General features: G+C 63.2%; 19 protein-coding genes and 1 pseudogene. 8 read left to right on the top strand and 12 right to left on the bottom strand.

The window, feature by feature from the left end:
• Positions 1-3: 3 nt before the first annotated feature.
• The 4 genes from ACV17W_RS15980 to ACV17W_RS15965 form a co-directional block, all read right to left on the bottom strand.
• Positions 4-1,104, bottom strand: coding sequence for a cupin domain-containing protein (locus tag ACV17W_RS15980; protein ID WP_462593312.1), 1,101 nt, complete (start codon positions 1,102-1,104; stop codon positions 4-6).
• 20 nt (positions 1,105-1,124) lie between these two features.
• Entirely contained in the window at positions 1,125-2,132 is a 1,008-nt protein-coding gene (locus ACV17W_RS15975; protein WP_462593311.1) for an ornithine cyclodeaminase family protein, read from the bottom strand.
• A 13-nt stretch (positions 2,133-2,145) separates the two neighbouring features.
• Positions 2,146-3,009, bottom strand: a complete 864-nt coding sequence (locus ACV17W_RS15970; RefSeq protein ID WP_462593310.1) for a fumarylacetoacetate hydrolase family protein — start codon at positions 3,007-3,009, stop codon at positions 2,146-2,148.
• A gap of 130 nt (positions 3,010-3,139) precedes the next feature.
• Positions 3,140-3,454 (bottom strand): non-heme iron oxygenase ferredoxin subunit, encoded by a 315-nt coding sequence (locus ACV17W_RS15965; protein ID WP_462593309.1) that lies wholly within the window; start codon positions 3,452-3,454, stop codon positions 3,140-3,142.
• A 182-nt stretch (positions 3,455-3,636) separates the two neighbouring features.
• Between ACV17W_RS15965 and ACV17W_RS15960 the strand changes: the two genes are divergently transcribed.
• Positions 3,637-4,527: a DMT family transporter gene (locus tag ACV17W_RS15960; protein ID WP_462593308.1), complete on the top strand. Its 891-nt coding sequence runs from the start codon at positions 3,637-3,639 to the stop codon at positions 4,525-4,527.
• On the opposite strand, the gene ACV17W_RS15955 is transcribed toward ACV17W_RS15960, so the two are convergent.
• From ACV17W_RS15955 to ACV17W_RS15925, 7 genes and pseudogenes are all read right to left on the bottom strand, one after another.
• The gene (locus tag ACV17W_RS15955; protein WP_462593307.1) at positions 4,507-5,499 is read right to left on the bottom strand and encodes a LysR family transcriptional regulator; all 993 of its coding nucleotides are present in this window, start codon (positions 5,497-5,499) and stop codon (positions 4,507-4,509) included. The two genes, ACV17W_RS15960 and ACV17W_RS15955, sit on opposite strands and share 21 nt — an antisense overlap.
• 110 nt (positions 5,500-5,609) lie before the next feature.
• On the bottom strand, positions 5,610-6,884 hold the full coding sequence (locus ACV17W_RS15950; RefSeq protein WP_462593306.1) for an amidase: 1,275 nt from the start codon (positions 6,882-6,884) through the stop codon (positions 5,610-5,612).
• 8 nt (positions 6,885-6,892) lie between these two features.
• A pseudogene (locus ACV17W_RS15945) lies at positions 6,893-7,811 on the bottom strand (allantoinase PuuE).
• Positions 7,808-8,299 carry an ureidoglycolate lyase gene (locus ACV17W_RS15940; protein WP_462593305.1) on the bottom strand — a complete coding sequence of 164 codons (492 nt, stop codon included), beginning with the start codon at positions 8,297-8,299 and terminating at the stop codon, positions 7,808-7,810. Before ACV17W_RS15940 ends, ACV17W_RS15945 begins: the two are co-directional and overlap by 4 nt.
• 24 nt (positions 8,300-8,323) lie before the next feature.
• Positions 8,324-9,616 (bottom strand): TRAP transporter large permease, encoded by a 1,293-nt coding sequence (locus ACV17W_RS15935; RefSeq protein WP_462593304.1) that lies wholly within the window; start codon positions 9,614-9,616, stop codon positions 8,324-8,326.
• A complete protein-coding gene (locus ACV17W_RS15930; RefSeq protein ID WP_462593303.1) occupies positions 9,616-10,230 on the bottom strand; it encodes a TRAP transporter small permease subunit in 615 nt (204 codons plus the stop codon). The genes ACV17W_RS15935 and ACV17W_RS15930 overlap by 1 nt, the downstream gene beginning before the upstream one ends.
• Positions 10,231-10,298: 68 nt before the next feature.
• Positions 10,299-11,348 carry a TRAP transporter substrate-binding protein gene (locus tag ACV17W_RS15925; protein WP_462593302.1) on the bottom strand — a complete coding sequence of 350 codons (1,050 nt, stop codon included), beginning with the start codon at positions 11,346-11,348 and terminating at the stop codon, positions 10,299-10,301.
• 137 nt (positions 11,349-11,485) lie between these two features.
• Here ACV17W_RS15925 and ACV17W_RS15920 point away from each other — a divergent pair, with 137 nt between their 5' ends.
• The gene (locus ACV17W_RS15920) at positions 11,486-12,394 is read left to right on the top strand and encodes a LysR family transcriptional regulator (protein ID WP_462593301.1); all 909 of its coding nucleotides are present in this window, start codon (positions 11,486-11,488) and stop codon (positions 12,392-12,394) included.
• Positions 12,395-12,572: 178 nt separating this feature from the next.
• Here the strand turns inward: ACV17W_RS15920 and ACV17W_RS15915 are convergent, their stop codons facing one another.
• Entirely contained in the window at positions 12,573-13,157 is a 585-nt protein-coding gene (locus ACV17W_RS15915) for a TetR/AcrR family transcriptional regulator (protein ID WP_462593300.1), read from the bottom strand.
• Positions 13,158-13,360: 203 nt separating this feature from the next.
• Here ACV17W_RS15915 and ACV17W_RS15910 point away from each other — a divergent pair, with 203 nt between their 5' ends.
• From ACV17W_RS15910 to ACV17W_RS15885, 6 genes are all read left to right on the top strand, one after another.
• Positions 13,361-14,599 carry a YbfB/YjiJ family MFS transporter gene (locus ACV17W_RS15910; protein ID WP_462596571.1) on the top strand — a complete coding sequence of 413 codons (1,239 nt, stop codon included), beginning with the start codon at positions 13,361-13,363 and terminating at the stop codon, positions 14,597-14,599.
• Positions 14,600-14,755: 156 nt separating this feature from the next.
• Positions 14,756-15,508 (top strand): SDR family oxidoreductase, encoded by a 753-nt coding sequence (locus ACV17W_RS15905; protein WP_462593299.1) that lies wholly within the window; start codon positions 14,756-14,758, stop codon positions 15,506-15,508.
• 106 nt (positions 15,509-15,614) lie between these two features.
• Positions 15,615-16,529 (top strand): LysR family transcriptional regulator, encoded by a 915-nt coding sequence (locus ACV17W_RS15900; protein WP_462593298.1) that lies wholly within the window; start codon positions 15,615-15,617, stop codon positions 16,527-16,529.
• A 634-nt stretch (positions 16,530-17,163) separates the two neighbouring features.
• Positions 17,164-18,855, top strand: coding sequence for a sodium:solute symporter family protein (locus ACV17W_RS15895; protein WP_462593297.1), 1,692 nt, complete (start codon positions 17,164-17,166; stop codon positions 18,853-18,855).
• 14 nt (positions 18,856-18,869) lie between these two features.
• Positions 18,870-18,989, top strand: a complete 120-nt coding sequence (locus ACV17W_RS15890) for a putative transporter small subunit (protein ID WP_462593296.1) — start codon at positions 18,870-18,872, stop codon at positions 18,987-18,989.
• Positions 18,990-19,062: 73 nt separating this feature from the next.
• Entirely contained in the window at positions 19,063-20,034 is a 972-nt protein-coding gene (locus ACV17W_RS15885; RefSeq protein ID WP_462593295.1) for a Bug family tripartite tricarboxylate transporter substrate binding protein, read from the top strand.
• Positions 20,035-20,148: the final 114 nt, after the last annotated feature.

Raw genomic sequence — 20,148 nt, 5'->3', positions numbered from 1 at the left:
GTCTCAGCCCGCGACGGCTGCCAGGTTGGTCTGCACGCCCGATTCCGAGCCCAGCTTCAAGATCGGCGACTTCAGGGTTTCTTGCCACAGCAGCGATTCCATCGCCAGATGCAGCGGATGGTCCTGGATGGTGAGCGCCATGAACCCGTCCTCGCGCGAGGCGTGATTATGCACCGACCAGCCGGGCGCCGAGAAGTGCAGGTCGCCTTCTTGCCACTGGATGCGTTCGCCATTCACCGCGCTCTTGCCGTGGCCCCACATGATGTAGTTGATCGCGGCCGAAGTATGGCGATGCGGCTGATCCACCTTGCCCGGCGGCAGCTTGGCGATCGTGGCGAAAAAGCTGTGCGACGTGCCGATGCGCCGCTCGGTGGCCGGGTTGTACAGCACATACAGATGCCGGCCGGTGTAGCGCAGGTCCATGCCGTACACCACGTCCAGGTGCGGCGCCACTTCTTTCCAGGGCCAGTGCAGCATGCGGGAATCGACTTTCTCGATATCCACCAGCCATTCGTAGCCCAGCATCTGGGCACCATCGGCGCCGATCAGGATGGGCTTGGCCGCATGGCGCCCGCTCTGCGCGTCGGCCGCGGCGTCGGCGCCGCCATCCTGAGGGCGCGGCGTCGCTGCGGCGCCGTCGTCGACGTAATGCACCTCGAGCCGTTCAAGCAACGGTGCGTTACTGTACGACAGGCGCACGAACAGGTCCTTGCCGTCGTTCCGGTACACCACGGGCTGCATGGCCGGCGTATTCCAGACGTCGTACTTCTCCACCTGGAACGTCTTGCCGCCGCTTTCCACCGTGCCAGTGCCGCGTATGCACATGTCGACGTGGCTGGAGTTGCGCAAGGTGCCCACGGATTGCTCGCCCGGCTTCAACACCACGATATGCACGTCAATGCCGGGGGCGAAGGCCGGGATCGGGCCCTTGTTCTGCGGGTGGTTGACCGCAGATGCGCGGCGGCCGTCAGCCGGGCGGGCGATATCGGCCAGCCGCTCGATCTCCTGGTCGATGCGCGCCTTGGGCAGCACCACCGTCGACCACAGGTCTTGCTGGCGGGGCTTCGCGCCGCTGACGTCGACAAGTGTGATTTCGGTCTCCATCTTGCTCTCCTCGTTTTGCTTCAATTTGCCGCAGCAGTCTCGCTGCCGGACCACCGCAGCTTCGCGCCGGTGGTCAAGGGGATTTCTTTGCCCAGGCCGGCTTCCACGGCGCGCCGATACGCCAGCGCTGCCACCGTCAGGTCGGATATGCCCATGCCCATCGACTTGAACAGCGTTATGTCGGCGTTGTCGGGGCGGCGCTCGCCATTGGCAATGACTTCGCCCAGCGGACGGACGCGGCTCCAGTCGCCGTCGCCGAACTGGTCGATGAACTCGCGCGATGCCTTGCGCGTATTCGTGACGTCATCCACAGCGATCATGTCGGCGCGTGGGAAGACGTCCTGGTGGAATTCCGCGTTGCCCGGCAGGATCGCGCCGACGGCGTTCAGGTGTGCCCCGCGCGCCAGCATGTCTGCGTGCAGGAAGGGCGACCTGGCGCGGGTCACGGTGGTGACCAGGGGAGCGTCCTTCAGGGCCTCTTCCAGCGTGGCGGCTTCGACGACTTCGGCCGCGAACTGCTGGCGGGCCTGCTCGCAGAAGGCGCGGCGCTTTTCTTCGGTAGGACTCCAGACGCGCAGCCGCTTCAGCGGCCTCACGAGGTTGACGGCCGCCACTTGGGCCAGGGCCTGGCGCCCGGAACCGATCAGCGTCATTTCGTCGACCCCGGCCGGCGCCAGCCACTTGGTGCCCAGGCCAGTCATGGCGGAGGTGCGCAGCTGGCCCAGCACATTGGCTTCCATGAAGGCCAGCAGCCGCCCCTCGTGCGAGTCGAACAGCACGAACATGGCCTTGGCGCCGCGCGGAGTGTTGATCCAGTTCTTGTAGCCGCAGACGTGCGCGTCGGTGAGCGCCGAGCCCAATGAATGCATCGACGACGAGGCATCGATGGTGCCGAGCGCCTTGGGGATATTGAACCCCTTGCCTTCGCCCAGCGACCGCATGCCGACCTCGAGTTCGCCGATGATGTCGTTCAGGCTTACCTGCGAAGCAACGTCGTGCTCACTTAGCCAGATGGCAGATTGATGCATGAAAAACCCTCTATCAGGTGGCTTGCGCCACGGGATTGCGCAGGACGCCGACACCGGTGATGTCGACTTCGAATACATCGCCCGGCCGCAGGAAACGCGGCGGCTTGCGGGTAAACCCGACACCGGCCGGCGTCCCGGTGGCGATCACATCGCCCGGAAGCAGCTCGGTGAAGGTCGACAGATACGAAACGATCTGGGCCACGGAAAAAATCATGTTCTTGCCCAGGTCGTCCTGCACCGTTTCGCCGTTCAGGCGACCGACGATGCGCATTTGCTCGACCGGCCCGGCTTCATCGGCGGTGACCAGATACGGACCCAGCGCTCCGGACCGCACGAAGTTCTTGCCGGGCGTGGCCTGGTTCGAATGGCGCTGCCAGTCGCGGACCGAGTTCTCGGCCATGCAGGTGTAGCCGGCCACGTAATCCATGGCCTGTTCTTCGCTGACCTGGTGCGCGGCCCGCCCGATGACGACGGCCAGCTCTGCTTCGTAATCCAGTTGCTCCGACACTTGCGGACGCAGCACGGACTGCTCGTGCCCTGCGAATGAGGAGCCGAATCGCACGAAAATGGAGGGACGGCCCGGAACCGCCATACCAGCCTCCTGCGCGTGCAGGAAATAGTTCAACCCTACGCACAGCACCTTATCCGGATCGGGAATGGGCGGCACCAAACGCACCCGGTCGATGGCCACGCCCTCGGCGGCCTGCATGGCGTCGCCCGCGCGCCCGGTCAGGGCTCGCAGCCCCTCCCCCGCCAGCGCCGTACGCAACGTGGGCGCCTGCGATGTGGTCAGGCGCCAGATGCGGCCCTCGGCCACGACACCATAATCAACGGCTGCGCCGGCTTCGGACGAAGCCTGATAACTGACGAATTTCAATGTTGTCTCCAGGATGCGGGCGAGTTCTGGTCGACCCGCTATTTGTGCACCGCGACTCGAGTATGTCGCACGCCTGACACCCCAACAACGGGGCGGCAGGAACAGCAATTGTTCCGTTCGGTTTAACGGATCAGCTCACGCCCACCGAGATGCGGCCGTCCACCAGCCTGACCGGATAGGTGCGCAGATCGGCGGTCAGCGGCGCGCACAAGGCACGCCCGTCGCGGATGTCGAACCTGCCCTGATGCAGCGGGCACTCGATCTCGTGTCCTTCGAGGTAACCGTCGCACAGGCGGGCATTTCCATGCGTGCAGAGGTTGTCGGTGGCGTAGATGTCGTCGCCAACCCGGTACAGCGCAATCTCTTTGCCCGCAACCACGGCCGACGCCGGATACTCCTCACTGATGTCCTCGATGGAACCCGCGTCCAGCCATTGCTCGCTCATGAGGCCTGGTCTCCTTGAATTGAATTTTTGTGGCGCTATGTTGGCCCGCCGCCGAAAGCCGTACAAGGCTCGGGACGTAACAACAGCTGTTCCATACGGAATAAGCCGGTTGTGTGCGGTGATGGGATAATCCGGGTCAACAACATCGCCTGCCCCACGAATGCGCAGGCACAAGGAGACAAATGGCAAGCCCGAGTCTGCATCCGGTTACCCAGGCCGCGGCATGGATGGGTGGCGCTCTGCTGGCGCTCGCCGGCATGGCGGTGGCGTCGCGCGAACTGGCTGCTCACCTGAGCGTCTTCCAGATTCTGTGCTTTCGCAGCGCCATAGGCACGGTCGTGGTCAGCGTCATTCTCTGCCAGTCCGGCTGGAGCCAGGTGCGCACCACCCGGCTGCGCTCGCACGTCATCCGCAACGTGAGCCACTTCGGCGCGCAGTATGGATGGGTGTACGGCATGTTCTACATTCCCATGGCCGCCGTGATCGCGATCGAGTTCACGGCGCCGGTATGGACGATTCTGCTGGCGGCCATCATCGTGAAAGAGCGCATCACCCCGCCACGCATGGTTTCGGTCGCGCTGGGGCTGGCCGGCGTGTGGCTGATCGTGCAGCCTGGCAGTTCGACCATGCATCCGGCCTCGCTGGCGGTGCTGGCAAGCTCGCTGGCATTCGCATTGACCTATGTGATGACCAAGAAGCTGGCGCCGACCGAATCGCCGCTGTGCATCCTGTTCTATATGAGCGTTGTGCAACTGATCCTGGCCATCATCCCATCAGCGCTCGACTGGCGCCCCATCCCGCTGCATGCCCTGCACTGGATCGCTGTGGTGGGGCTGGCTTCACTGGTGACGCACTATTGCCTGACCCGCGCCATGAAGCTCGCCGACGCCACGATCGTCGTGCCCCTGGACTTCCTGCGGCTGCCGTTCATCGCCATGGTGGGAGCCTGGCTGTATGGCGAAAGTGTGCAGGCCACGCTGTTCATCGGCGCCGGGCTGATCCTGCTGGGCAACCTGTACAGCGTGGTGGCGGAAAGACGGCGGTCGAGCAGGCTACAGCGGAGCGGGTCTTAGTTCGGTGCCCAGGGGGCCGCTGGCATGGTGGTTGGACAGGCACAGGCAGGATTTCAGGAAATCGAGCCCTGCCTGGATCTTGACGGAACCCGCAGCCCGGTTGAGCAAGACGGCGTACACGGCGCGATTGCGCGGCACGTAGTCGTGCAGCACTTCGACCAGCCGCCCCGCCCGCAGGTCTGCATCGAGCAGCCAGCGCGGCGCCATCATGATGCCCACGCCTTCCAGGCAGGCGTATCGCACGGCCTCGCCATTATCGGCCAGCAGGTTGCCCTTGACGCTGACGTGCGTAATCTCGCCGTTCTGCAGCACCGGCCAACGTGAGGTCATGGTGAGTCCCTTGGTGATCAGGCAGTTGTGGCTCATCAGGTCGGAAGGGACCTGCGGCGTTCCATGCAGCTTCAGATACTCGGGGGACGCACAAAAGGCGCGTACATAGGGCGCCAGCTTCACCGCCACCAGCCCTGCGTCAATCGTGTCGGCAATGCGCACGGCAATATCCATGCGGGCTTCGTAGAGATCGACCTTCTCCATGGAGAAATTCACCTCCACCGAAAGCTGCGGATAGGTTTTCAGCAAGCGCGGCAACTGCGGCGCAATGAACGCCCGACCCAGCATGGCAGGCACCGTCAGGCGCAGGCAACCGCTGGGAGCATCCTGCATGCTGGCGAGCTCTTCGGCGGCCTGGTCGAGTTCGACCAGCGCGCGTACGCAATGCGCGTAGAGCCTTTCGCCGGCTTCGGTCACCACCAGCCGGCGAGTGTCGCGGTTGAGCAGGCGTTGGCCGACCTCGCTTTCCAGAGTGGCGATGCGCTTGCTTACCATGGCCGGCGTCACATCGATGCGCCGCGCCACTTCGGAAAAGCTACCGATCTCGACCGTGCGGACGAATATCCGCAATGTGGTCAGATCCTTGAAAATGGCCGAGTGCATTATCTGCGCCCCGGAAAACCGTGCCGAACCATTAGTCATGCAGCCCTCCACGCGTACGACGTCAGTCAGCTCCGTGGGCAACTGGCGCACGGCAGCTGATCTGCCACGCATAATAGTACGATCAACGCTGCAGACACGGCCGGGATCTTTTACTGGTGCGATTCCATCCAGCCGGCCCAGTGCAGCAATTCGGCATCGCCGCCCTGCCGGCCGACCACCTGCAACCCCATGGGCAGGCCTTGGGCATTTTTGCCATTGGGCAGGTTCAACGCGGGCACGCCCAACAACGACCAGTTCCGGTTGAACAACGAGCTGCCGGACTCCGCAATGCCGGACGGCGCAACGCCCGGAGCGCTGGGGGTTACCAGCACGTCGAAGTCATGCATCAACGTATCGAAACGCGATCGGGCCGACGATGCCCGCTTCAAAGCTGAGCGATACTCGGCGGCAGGCCAGTGGGCGCCGCTGCGCAAGGCGGCGCGCAGGGCGGCGCTCAGATGGGGCTCATGGTTCTCGCGCTCATAGAGCATCGACCGCGCCGCCTCGTAATTCATGACGGCCCGCTGGTCCTGGTAAAGCGTGCTGGGCAGGTCGAGATCGGGCACGGCGCCGACCATGGCGCCATGCCCCGCCAGGCGCCGCAGACGTTCCAACAAGGCGTCCTGGCATTCGACATCGACCTCGGCCCAATGTGGAGTGCGCACGAAGCCGATGCGGGGGACCGCGCGAGGGGGCCTCCAGGGCGCAAGCGCCATCAGCACATGGGCCAGCAGGCGTACGTCTCCCACTGATCGGGCCATCATGCCGATAGTGTCCAGTGACTCGGCCACCATCTTGGTTCCCGCCCTGTTTATCGCGCCAAATGAAGGTTTGTAGCCGACAACGCCACAGAACGCCGCCGGGCGTATTGTTGAACCGCCGGTTTGCGTGGCCAGGGCGGCCGGCACCATGCAATCCGCAACCGCAGCCGCCGAGCCGCTGGACGACCCGCCGGGAGTATGCGCCAGATTATGCGGGTTGCGAGTGGGCGGCGGTGCAGAGTGGGCGAACTCGCAGGTCGCGGTCTTGCCCAGAATAATGCCTCCGGCGCGCTCTATCGCAGCCACGCAGTAGGCGCTCCAGGCCGGCCGGTGTCCGGCATAAATCGGCGATCCATAAGCGGTGGGCATGGTGGCAGTGTCAATGACATCTTTCACTCCCACCGGAAGCCCGGCCAACGGAAGCCTCGCATCCGGCCGTCGACCGTCAAAGCTGAGCGATCGCGCCAGGGCGGCATCGGCGTCGACCCAGGCCCATGCCGCCACCAGGGGCTCACGGTCACGGATACGGCGCAGGCACGCCTCGACCAGCTGGCTGCTGGAAATCTTTCCCGCCATCAGGGCCGCCTGCGCGTCGAGCAGCCCCAGGGTGTGCAAAGGAGCCATCGCTTCCCCTACCCCGCGTTCGGCGCGTGCTGCCTATGCCAATGGCGTGCAATGTCTACGCGGCGGCATATCCAGACTTTCTCGCGCGAGGCGACATAGTCGAGGAATCGCGCGAGGCCCATGGCCCGCCCCGGGTGGCCGACCAGTCGCATGTGCAGTCCGATCGACATCATTTTCGGATGCGTGGCCCCTTCGGCGTACAGCATATCGAATGAATCGCGCAGAAAGCTGTAGAAGTCGTCGGCGGTGGCGATGCCGCTGCGCACGAACTTGGCGTCGTTGTGGGCTTGCGTGTAGGGGATGACCAGGTGGTGCCCGTCGCCCGTCTCGACCCAATAGGGCAGGTCGTCGTTGTAGCTGTCGGAGTCATACAGGAATCCGCCATGCTCGAGCAGCAACTTGCGGGTATTGACGGTGGGCGCGTACCGGCAGTACCAACCCAGGGGGGCGGCGCCGGTCGTGCGCTTGAGGGATTCGACCGCCTGGCGGATCTGTTGGCTCTTGCTCTTCGGACAGGACCTGCAGAGGCGTCCAGCGCAGTCCGTGACTGCAGAAGTCGTAGCCCGCATCGGTCAAGGCCTGCGCCACTTGCGGGTTGCGTTCGAGCGCACGGGCGCAGGCGAACACGGTGGCGGTGAGGCGGCGCGCCTTCAGCAGTCTCAACACCCGCCAGACCCCCGCGCGACTGCCGTACTCGAACATGGACTCCGCAGCGAGGTCGCGGGTGGCAAAACTCTTGCCCGACACCTCGGTCAGGCCGATTTCGCTTACGCCGTCCCCATCTTCGAAGGACGCTTCCGACCCCTCTTCATAGTTGATCACGATATTCAGCGCCAGCCGAGCATTGCCTGGCCAGCGCGGGTCGGGAGGATTCGCGCCGTATCCCACGAAATCGCGGCGCGTCAGCAAGGCGGGATCAAACGTCATGGTGTCTCCAGGCCGTCCAGTACGATGACGGCGTCTTTTTCAAGCTGGGTATATTCGGTGTCGTCCTCGCGGCCGGTCCGGCCCAGGATGACCGCAACCTCTGAATCGCAGTCGATGGCGGTGAAAGCGTAATGCCATACGGCGGTGCGGTAGGAAATGCCCTGGCGGCCATTTGTCACGAATGCCCGCAACGTAGGCAAGGCGAGCCGCCCCTGCTCATCGGACAGCGCGACCACGATGACGTGCCTGGATGGAACGAGGGGTATGAAAGTCTGGGCCGAATGCGGGTGGCGTTCGAGCGTGCGTACCCGGATGGCCTCGAGCGGTTGCCTACCGAGCAGGTTGACCGTAAATCCAAGAGTCATGTCCGGACGGATGGAAGCGAACGGATTGACCAGGGAATGCCGCGTGGCCTGCCCCCGATGCTCGACGACTTCGCCATACGGCGCGAATGATTCTGCGCACAGCTTGCTGGCGGTAAGGTTCATTACTGAATCTGCCTGGAACCGAAATTAAAAGAGCTTGCCGGGTAGCCACAATGCGATCTGGGGGAAGTAGATCAGCAACGCGACAAATACCATCATGGCGAGCGCGAACGGCAGCACGCCGATATAGACATCGCTGATGCCACCGCGCGACAGGCGGATGTTCTGCGCCACGAAAAGGTTCAGGCCCACCGGCGGGGTGATAAGCGCCAGCTCCATCATCATTGTCATGAAAATGCCGAACCACAAAGGGTCGAAACCCAGCGACACGACCAGGGGCACCACCACGCCCACCGTCGTGACCATCATGGCGATGGCCTCGAGAAAGCACCCCAGTATCAGGTAGAACCCGACCAATGCCCAGATCGTGGCGATGGGCGACCAGCCCAGGTCGCGGATGTACTCGGAAAGGGCTTGCGGTATGCCTGCCAGGCTGAGCGAAAAATTCAGGATGTAGGCTGCGGTCACCACCAGCACCACCATCGCCGTCGTGCGCAGCGCCGAGAGAAACGCGGCGTGCAGCATGGCGACCGACAAGGTTCTGTTCAGCGCCGCGATGATCATGGCGCCGACCACACCCAGGGCTGCGGCTTCAGTGGGGGTGGCGATACCCAGATAAATGCCGCCCATCACCAGGCCGAAGATGAATACCACCGGCAGAATGCCGATGAGCAGTTTCAGCTTCAAAAGCAGCGGGATGATCAGCTTTTCGTTGCTGGAGGTGACCTTGCCGGCCACGCCAAGCACCACGATCACCAGCATCATCAGCAGCAGCACCGCCAGACCGGGAATGATGCCCGCGGCGAACAATTTACCCACCGACACTTCAGCCAGGGCGCCATATACCACCATGTTGATACTGGGCGGTATCAGGATGCCCAGCGTGCCACCCGCCGCGATCGACCCCAGCACCAGGCGTTCACGGTATCCGAGGCGCTGCAGCGTGGGCAACGCCACGGTGCCGACGGTGGCAGAAGTCGCAACACTGGATCCTGATGTGGCCGAGAACAGCGCGCAGGTCACAATGTTGGTGTGCAACAGGCCGCCGGGGAGCCACTGCAGCCAGGCGGCCAATGCCTTGTACATGCGATCGGCCACACCGCTGCGCGTCAGGATCTCACCGAGCAGAATGAACAGTGGAATGGCAACCAGGAGGAACTCGTTCATCGTGCTCCACATGGTGTTGCCGACCATGCTGGGCAGCACCTGCATGCTGAGCGAATCGCTGACCATGGCAGTCATGAAGATGGCGCTGGCGACATGAATTCCTGCGAACAGGAAGAACACCAGCCCGCCAAAATAAAGCACTCCGAACAGCATTATGGGGCTCCTTCCAGAGTGCCTTTCATGCGCTGCTGCGCCGCGCGCAGTTCTTCTTCGATCTCGTCATTGACACTGGGCACGCCATAGTTCCTGCAGATGCCGGCCCAGTCGCGGCGGGCCAATTGAAGCAACGCATGCAGGCATTGCACCAGCAAGATGAAACTGAACCAGCACAAGGCAGCGGCCCACATGGCCTGGGGGATCGCCAGGCGCGTGCGCAGGGCGCTGGTCGCAAGCGCCTGCATCGAATGCGAGGTCAGGGCGACATCGGTGGCCTTGATTGCCAAAGTGACTGCCATGGCGGTCAGCAAGACCAGTGCGAGCACATCGCTGAATGCTCGAAATCGGGTCGGCAACAGATCCACCAGCACCGAGATGCGGATATGGGCTCTTTCGTAGGCAGCCTGGGAAAAGCCGATGGATGCGCAAATGGCCAGGCAATAACCACCATACTCGTCCACTCCCTGCAGCGAATAATTGAATAGCTTGCGGGCAACGACGTTGATGGCGATGACGATGGACAACACCACCAGGGCCCATCCCGCGGCCAGGCAGGCACGGTTTGTAATGGCGCGCAGCGCCCCGCACAGCCGATCGACAATTCGGATCATGGATTCGTCCTGAACAACAGCTTTGCCAGGCCCCAGGGCCTGGCAAAGGAGACGCCGGCGTACCGGGCTTATTGAGTGACGCCGATGGCAGCGCCGATGGTCTTGTACCAGTTGTCGCCGCAGGCCTTGTCGAACTTCGAGCAGTCTTCGATCCACATGGGTACGATGGACTTGCCCAGAGTCGTCTTCACCTTCTGCGTATCAGCGTCGGATGGTTCCAGCAACGTCATCTTGCCCGGTTTGCCCGCGCAAGGCTCCTTGCCCGTGTTGCAGTTCATGCCGTCCTGGTGGCCTTTGCGGCTGATTTCCCACAGCGCCGTTTCGAGCTGCTGCATCTCTTTGGCAAGCGTGGCCTGCTGGTCGGCAGACAGTTTGTCCCAGAAGGCGTTACGCGCGACGTGCAGCACGACCCCCGCCCCGCCCAGAGGAATCGGGCTGAGTGTCTGGGCCACTTCGAACCAATCGTTGCTGTTTCCGTACTGGCTGCCCGTGATGGCGCAATCCACCACCCCCTGCATCAGCCCTTGGTAGACCTCGGGTCCGGCCAGTGTGACGCCCGCCGCGCCCAGCTCTTCGACCAGCTTGGCGGTGTAGGTGCCGCTGACGCGCACTTTCTTGCCCTTCAGGTCTTCCAGGCTTTTGATATCGCCTTTGCAGTACAGAATCTGGAACGGGAACGACCACGCCGTCAGCAACTTGGCCTTGAATCGATCGTTCAGTTCTTTTTCCAGGATTGGGCGATAGGCCGCCAGGTTCTTCTGCAACTGGTCGAAATCGAACGCCGCGCCCGGCAAGTCGGCGCCCATCAGGATGGGCGCGTCGCCGCCTACAAAACTGATCTGGAACGAAACTACGTCGAACGCGCCGCTTTGCAGAGTACGCAGCGATTCGAAACCCTTCAGCCCCAGTTCGTCGATGGTACGGAAGTTCGTGGAAAACGCGCCGTCCGTCCGCTTGGACAGGTCGTTCCAGAACGGACGCTCCACCTGCTGGGATTGCGGTTGGTTGCCATACCAGCCCAACACGCGCATTTTTACTTCTTCGGCCCCCGCCAGTGACGGCACGGCCACAGCCAGGGCAAGTGTGGCGGCCGTTCTTTTCAGTGCTGCTGCGATCATGATCAACATCCCCTTGGTAATGAAACCGTGCGAGCGGCGTGCTTCGCGACGCCATCCCGGCTTTTCGTGGATTATGAATACTCCGATAAAATAATCAATTATTAATTTTTCACCACCTACTATAGGTAGTACTTATAGTGAACCTGCGTCTGCTCGAGATATTCCGCGCCCTGATGCAAAGTCATACCACGGTGGGAGCGGCCCGATCGCTGCAGATTTCTCAGCCCGCGGTCAGCAGCGCCATTCGTCAACTGGAAACCCAACTGGGCTTCAAATTGTTCGACCGGGTGGGCAACCGCCTTACCGCAACCGAAGAAGCCAGGATCCTGTTTCGGGAATCCGAGTCGATCTTCCTGTTGTCCAAGGCGCTGAACCAGACCGTCGAGGAACTGAAAGACCAGCGCCTCGGACAATTGCGCATCGTGGCCACGCCGCAACTGGGGCACTCCGTACTGCCCGCAGCCATCCATGCGCTGCTCGGGCAGCGCCCTAAGGTGAAGGTGTTCTTCGATGTACGGCGCTCGTACAACGTGATCGAGATCATCGAGTCGGGCGCGGCGGACATCGGCTTCGCCATCGCGCTGGAGCCCGAGCTGACTCAGAGCCTGTACCTGCTGCCCGTGGCGCGCGTCGAGATGATGTGCCTGATGCCCGCGCAGCACCCGTTGGCCGGGTATAAGGTGGTGTCGCCCGCCGACCTTGCGCCCTATCCTCTGATCGGTCTGGAAATGGGTTCGCGACTGAGCCCGCTGGTGCTGAACGCGTTCAAGCAGGCGGGTGCGCCCTATCGCACAGCAATCGAAGTGCGGTATTCGGAGACTGCCGGCCTGCTGGTCCAGGCCGGCGCCGGCGTCGCCATTGTGGACTGGTTCTCTGCAACGGCGCAGATACGTCGTAGCGACAACCTGGTCCTGGTGCCCTTCCGGCCCACGATTGAAGTCGACGCATTTGCAGTGTCCGCGAAGAACCGTACGCCCTCGCGGCTGGCTCTGTTGCTGGTGGAAGAAACCCGTGAGTCGATCCGGCAGTTCCAGCAAGGCCGCTAGCCGCGCGCAATGCAGCGGGGGTGCGCCCCTCTTGTGATGGCCATGGTCCTGCCCGCCGCAAGCCCGCCCCTCGCCGCGCAGGATACGCCACCGGTCATGACCGCGGTCGCGCCGGCCGAGTAAGGGCCCGGCTGGGCCCTTCACCAGACACCCCGGCCTGAGCCGCGGCGCGCGCGGTTCAGGGTCTGGCGCCCAATAGCAGGTCGATCAATTGCGTCGCAGTGCTGCGCATGCGGCGCTCGTCCTGGTAGACGCGTTCGATCACGACCAGGCCGCGCGTGAGCGTGAGCATCATGCGGGCAGCCTGCCTGGGTTCGACGGCCAGACGTACGCGCGCATCCGGACGATTGCAGCGTTCGTACAGGGCAGCTTCTATGTCGTCGAGCAAACCACGCAGGGCCGCACGCATGGCGTCGTCGAGCTGCTCGGTGCCCACCGCTGTCTTGGTACTGAGGCAGCCTCGCGTAGGCATGCCGGTGGTCATCGACGTAATGGCAAATTCGGCAAAGGCCCGCAGACCGGCTTTGATATCCGGTTTGTCCAGAGCCAGGCGCATCTGCTCGACATACCTTTCCCGATAGACATCGAACGCTCGGAGAAAGACCGTTTCTTTGTCGCGATACGCGTGGTAGAGCGACCCGCGCTGCACGCCGGTTGCCGCCGCCAGCTCCTGCATGGTGGTGCTGGCATATCCCTGCTGCCAGAAAAGCGCCAGCGCCTTTTCAAGCGCATCGGTTTCGTCGAATTGGCGTACGCCAGCCATGCTGGACCCTCCTGTTTCGTGGCGCGGCTCGTTCGTACTGAGCCGCGGGCGTGACGTGGGGCGATTGAAACACGTCGTTGACACCAATGTCAAACTTGCGTAATGTGCGTGTTTGACACTCATGTCAAACATTGCGCCGTGGCCATCGAATGCTTGCACGCCGCCACACCCTCAACCCTGCAGCCCCAGTCTCCCGGAGCAGAATCGTGACCCCCCCATCCTCATCCGCCCTGCCAGTAGCGAAAATCGATCGGCTATTGTTGTGGCGATACATCTTTGCCGGGCTATGCGCCAGCCTGGAAAGTATCGGACTGGCGCGCTTTGCTTTCACGCCATTGATTCCCGAGCTGATCCAGGCGCATTGGTTCACGCCGTCCGCCGTCGTGTACCTGGGTGCGGCCAATCTGGCGGGCTATGTCGGCGGGGCGCTTCTCGGCAGGCCCCTGGCCACTCGCCTCGCCAATGAACATGTGCTGCGCCTGATGATGGTGCTGATTTGCGCGTCGTTCTTTGCCTGTGCGTTTCCGCTTTCGTTCGGCTGGTATTTCAGCTGGCGGTTCGTGTCCGGCGTCGCCGGAGGCGCGGTAATGGTGCTGGTCGCCGCCACCATTCTTCCGCATGTGCCCGCGGCCAAGAAGGGCGCTGCGGGCGGCGCGATATTTCTGGGCCTGGGGCTGGGCATCGCGGGATCGGGCACCATCATTCCGCTGTTGCTCCAGCTGGGACTGGCACAGACATGGATAGGACTGAGCATGGTGGCGCTGCTGCTCACGGCGGCCAGCTGGTTCGCCTGGCCCGCAAGCAGCCTGGCACCCGCCGCTGCCCGGGCCAGCAACGGTCCGACGCGCGCCGTGCGCTTCAATCGCGAGGTCCGCCTGCTTTATGTGCAATACGCACTGATGGCGGGTCCGGCCGTGCCGACCATGGTTTTCCTGGTCGACTTCCTGGCGCGCGGGCTGGGCCAGGGCACCCACCTGGGGTCGATCTACTGGGCCATTTATGGGCTGGGCGCGATTGCCGGCCCACCGCTGTATGGCTACCTGGGCGATCGCCTCGGCCCTCGGCGCGCCATACGCCTGACGGTGGTGCTGATGGCGCTGTTCCTGGCAGCCTTTGCCATCGTGGACCACTTGATTGTGCTGGCCGCGCTTACCTTGGCCATCGGCACCTTTGCTCCGGGAATGGTGCCTTTGGTGCTGGCGCGAGTACACGAAGCGGTACCGCACAACACCACCCGGCAGAACGTGGCCTGGACGCGAGCGAGCGTGGTTTCGGCGGGCGGACTGGCGCTTTGCGCCTATGCGTTCTCGGCCCTGGTTGACCTGACCGCCGGAAACTATCGTGCCCTGTTCTGCACCGCAGTCGTCATGCTGGTCACCGCGCTGGCCCTGGACGCTGGCATGACCGCAAAGGCCGGACAATCGGCCCGCATTGTTGGCTGATTTTGAATTTACCGGCCAATTTATACATATTTATTCCAAACGAACGAACTGTCACCATGCTGCCATGGCGCGTGACAAGGCGAAGGGCGACTCAACGCCAGCCGCTCACCCGCGTACCCGGGGCGCTACGCCCTGGGAATCTACAAGGAGTGCAACATGGACATCAGAACCAGCGGCCGTTCGGCGGGCGCCGTAATTGTGACAGGCGCATCCCGTGGGATAGGGCGGGCCGTCGCCCTGAGACTGGCCGAGGACGGCCTGCGCGTCGTCGTCAATTATGCGGGGAACCAGGGCAAGGCAATGGAAGTCGTGCGCGAGATCCAGGCCGTTGGGGGCCAAGCCATGGCGGTTCAGGCCGACGTGTCCGAGCCGGACGATGTGCAACGGCTATTTTCCGAGGCGCGTGAGGCTTACGGAAATATCGACGCGGTGGTGCACTGCGCCGGCGTCATGGCGATGGCCACGGTCTCGCCCGACCATATTGACGTATTCGACCGCATGATCCAGACGAACCTGCGGGGTGCATTCCTGGTACTTGGCCAGGCCGCCCAACAGCTGAAAGCCGGCGGCCGTATCGTCGCCCTGTCTTCGAGCGTGATCGCCAAGTCGTTTGCGCAATACGGCCCGTATATTGCGTCGAAGGCTGGCGTCGAGGGCCTGGTGCGGGTACTGGCCAACGAACTGCGCGGGCGGGGCATTACCGTGAATGCCGTGGCGCCGGGGCCGGTTGCCACCGAGCTGTTCATCGAGGGCAAGACCGACGCGCAGATGGCCCAGCTGGCGAGCATGGTTCCGTTGGAACGTCTAGGGCAGCCGCAAGACATCGCGCGCGCCGTGTCGTTCCTGGTGGGGCCCGACGGGGCATGGATCAACGCCCAGGTCGTGCGCGCCAACGGCGGGTTCGCCTGAAACTGAACGGCTGGCCGGCTGCCTGCGCCGCAGCTTGAATTGTTGACCGTTCCCACCGTCATGAGTTGCAATCGCCCTACCCCGACTTACTCGCCACCGGACGCTTATGGATCGCTTCGCAGCGTTACTGCTGTTCAACCGGATTGTTGAACTGGGCAGCTTTACCGAAGCAGCCGAGGTGCTGAACATTCCTCGCGCCACGGCCACGCACACCATCAAGCAGCTTGAAAGCCGGCTGGGCGCGCGCCTGCTCGACCGCACGACGCGCCAGGTGAAACCCACGCTGGATGGCCAGGCGTTCTACGAACGCAGCAAGCGCGTGCTGGCCGAGCTTGAAGACGCCGAGACCTCGCTCAGCACCCATGTGTCCAATCCCCATGGCACCTTGCGGCTCGACGTGCACGGCGCGCATGCCACGGCGATCATCTTGCCGCGCATGACCGAGTTTCGCGAACGCTATCCCAATATCGATATCTTGCTCAGCAGCGGCGACCGGCTGGTGGACCTGGTGAAGGAAGGGGTGGACTGCGTGGTGCGGGCCGGCCGCCCACGTGATTCATCGCTGGTCGTGCGCAAGCTTGCCGATATGCCCGAGATCATCTGCGCCAGCCCTGAATACCTGGCCCGTTATGGAACTCCGCAGCATCCTAGCGAACTGGAGTTGCATAACGGCATCGGGTTCTACGCAAGAGGCAATGACAGCCGCTATCCTTTCACGCTGATGATCGACGGTAAGTTGACAGAATTCGAGGCCCGCGGGTGGATCACCGTCAGCGACGCCGAGTGCTACACGAGCGCGGCGCTGGCAGGCTGCGGACTCATCCAGGTGCCGCGCTTCCGACTGGAACCGCACCTGAAGGCAGGGCGTCTGGTGCAGGTGTTGCAAGAGTGGCGCTGCCCCGACATGCCAGTCAGCGCGCTCTACCCTTCGCATCGACAACTGTCGCCCCGGGTCAGGGTCTTTATCGACTGGCTGTGCGAACTCTACACCGAACGATTCGGCCGTGCCGCAGGCGAATGAGTTCGCGCCGGCAGAGCCTGCAGCCCTGCGCGTTCGCTAGCTTGGTGCCCGAAAAACTGGGCCGCACCGTACAAGCCGACACTGAATATTGGTCTCGCGTGATTAAGTCGGCCGGCATCACGGCCGACTAGAAAATCGCTGGGAGCCCTTAAAAATAGGGGTTTTTCGACGTGACGCGCTGTGTGCGGATCTGTACGCAGGTGGACAGGGCGGCGAGAGCCCTTTATACTTCAGGCACTTTACGGGTGTGCCCAGGCTTGCAAAAGCCACTCGGGCCACCTTTCACAAGGCTGCGTACAGCGGCCCGGCACTTTGCTGAAACACAATAAACCGGCCACCTTTGGCCGCGCGACAACATAGTCGGCCCACCAGGCTGGCTCATCGCTTACCGACATCGGGGCACCTACTCAGGACTCCACCCGCGGGGTAGCGAAGCACCTTCGTGTGCACATTCTTGCTGCACGCTCAACCGGCAACCCCGGCTGCGCGCGGCGTAGCGTTTGCGCGTCCATTTCGCACGCGCCGTGTTTCAGCACGCCAGTGGGATCTTGCCACCCATCGCATGGGGCGGAATGGCAAGGGCGTGCAGTACCCGCCTGACGGCGAGTCGCTACAAAGGAGCAAGGACGACCCAATGCAGGATACGGAGTTCTTTCAGTTATCGGCCTCGACGGCCATCTTGTTACTGGTGGGCTTTTATGCCCTGACGTTCCTGATGTCGCTGATGATAGGCAAGCGCCAGGAAAGCGTTGACGGCTACATGACCTCGAACAGCGCCGTCGGTTTCGGCTTGGCGGCCGCCAGCATGATCGCCACCTGGATCTGGGCCGCATCGTTTTACGCGAGCGCCACCTCCGGCTTCAAGTACGGACTTTCCGGGCCCATCCACTACGGCTTCTGGGGTGCGCTGATGATTCTGTTCATCTACCCCTTCGGCAAGCGCTTCCGCGCGCTGGCCCCGAAAGCGCACACGCTGGCCGAGATCATTCATGCCCGCCACGGTTCATCCAGCCAGATGATCATGGCCATCTCGAACATTGTCGGAAGCTGTATCAGCCTGATGGTGAACTTCACTGCGGCGGGCGCCCTGGTGTCCGTGCTCAGCCCGCTTACCTTCATCCAGGGCGTGCTGATCGCGGGCCTGGGCGTGCTGTCTTACTCGTTCTGGTCAGGCTTCAGGGCGTCGGTGATGACTGACTTCGCGCAGCTGGTGGCGATGATCGTGTCTGCGGTGGTGATCATCCCGATGATCTTCTTCAACGCCGGGGGCCCCGACGTGATCGCCGACAATATGTGGCGGCTTTCCCCTGAACAGGCCAACTTCTATTCGACGACAGCCATTCTTGAGCAAGGCGCTCCGTACTTTGTCGCCGTGCTGGCCTATGCCATCGGCAACCAGACCATCGCTCAGCGCCTGTTCGCGGTACGCGAAGACCTGATCAAGCCCACGTTCCTGACAGCCACGATCGGCTACGGCGCAGTGGTGATCGGCCTGGGCATGCTGGGTCTGCTGGCCTTGTTTGTGGGTCTGCAACCCGCCGACGGCAACATGAACAACATCATTCCGCAGATGGCCTCGGCCTATCTGCCGCCGGTGGGCATTGCGCTGTTTTTCATCCTGGTGGTGGGCTCGCTGTCTTCGACGGCGGACTCCGACCTGGCCGCACTGTCTTCGATAGTCATGACCGACATCTACGCCAAGAACCTGGCACGCAACCGCCCGGACCCCCGCCGCATGCTGTGGTGGGGCCGCGCCACCATGGTGATCGCGACCATGACAGGCGTGATCTTCGCCAGCTTGCGTTTGGACATCCTGGTGATGCTGGTATTCGTGGGGGCGCTGTGGGGAGCCATCGTGTTTCCAGTGATCACGAGCTTCTACTGGGATCGCGTCGATAACCGCGCTTTTGTCTGGTCGGTGCTTTGGGCCGTCGTGCTGTTCACCATCGTGCGCTTCGAGCTGGTGCCCATCGAGGGCGCGATCGCCGTGTTCTATGAAATCTGCGCCGGCGTGGGCGGAGGCGTCGTACTGGGGCTGATGGCATTCGGGTTCTTCGGCCGCCGTGTAGCCCTGGTTGTGGGCACCGTCGCGGCAGCCGTGATGCTTCCGTACTTCATTGGCGCGCTGCGCGATTACATCGTGCTGACCGCATCGCTGACCGCCTACGGCGTCAGCGCCGTTGTGTGCACTGTGCTCAGCCTGCGCAGCCGCGAGCGATTTGACTTCAGCGTCCTGGCCGAGCGAGTCACGTCGTTCCAGGATGAACAGAAGGCGGCATCGCCACGTGTATCGTCGCGCCCCACCACGCAACCTGCGCGCGCCTGACCCAGGAGATTGAAATGCTTACTTTCTACATACTCGTCTGGCCGGTGATCTCGGCCGTTATCCTCGCCATTCTGGTCGTCGCGCTGTGGCGCGATATGCGGCACGCCAGGCGCACCGGCGAATCCATGGTGTAAATCCCGTAGGGAAGGCAGGGCGGCGCGTGCGCATGGCTACAATCCGCCCTGTTACTTCAACCACAGGTGCTTTATGTCGCAACGACTCAAGGGCCTGGCCGCCATTGCGGCCGGGTTTTTCATCACCGCCGCGGCCTCGGCCCAAGCCGCTTACCCCCAGCGCCCGATCAACCTGATCGTGCCTTTCCCGCCGGGACAGGCGACCGATATCTTTGCGCGCATGCTGGCCGAGCGCCTGGCCAAAGAAGTTGGGCAGCCCGTGGTCGTCGAGAACAAGGCCGGCGCAGGCAGCAACATCGGCATGCAGCAGGTCGCGCGCGCGAACCCCGACGGCTATACGCTGGTGGTGGGCGGCAGCGCCGCCGCCGTGAACCAGACCCTATATGCCAACCCCGGCTACTCGCTGAGCAGCGACTTCGTACCCGTGGGGGGCATCTTCACCGTGCCGCTGGTGTTCCTGGCCACACCCGCCAGCGGCATCAGCTCCCTGGCCCAGCTGGTCGAGCAGGCGCGCGCCAAGCCCAACGAACTGGCCTACGCCAGCGCGGGCATAGGCGGCACGCAGCACCTGTCGGCGGAAATGTTCAAGGCGGACGCCGGCGTCGAGCTGCGCCACATCCCTTATAAGGGCAGCGGCCCCGCGCAGGCGGATTTCCTGGGCAACCACGTGCCACTGATGGTGGACTCGGTGACGGCCGCGCTTCCTCACGTGAAGTCGAAGGCCGCCGTGCCGCTGGCCGTGACCACGCGCGAACGCGTGCCCCAGCTGCCCGACGTGCCCACGGTGGCCGAGTCGGACCTGCCGGGATTCGAAGCAGTCGGCTGGGCCATGGTCTACGCGCCCGCCAAGACTCCCGGCGAGGTGGTGACCTACCTGAACGGAAAGATCAACGCCATTCTGCAATCGCCCGACATGGCTCGCGCATTGGCCGAACGAGGCGGCCAGCCGCTGGTTTACCAGCCTGAAGAAGGCAAGCGATTTGTCGAGGCGGAAATCGACAAATGGGGCAAGGCCGTGAAGCGGTCGGGCGCGTCGGTCGATTGACGCGTTAACTGCAGGACGCCTGATTGGCGCACCCTGCCAGCGGCGATGAGCAGCGGCCCCAGGGCCGCTGTTTTTTTCACCAAGGCTACAATTCCGCCCTGATAACGCACCCGT

The sequence above is a fragment of the Bordetella sp. MIP270_01_BMS genome (assembly GCF_054958705.1).
The sequence above is the reverse complement of the archived record's forward strand: the minus strand, read 5'-3'. Positions and strand labels throughout refer to the sequence as shown.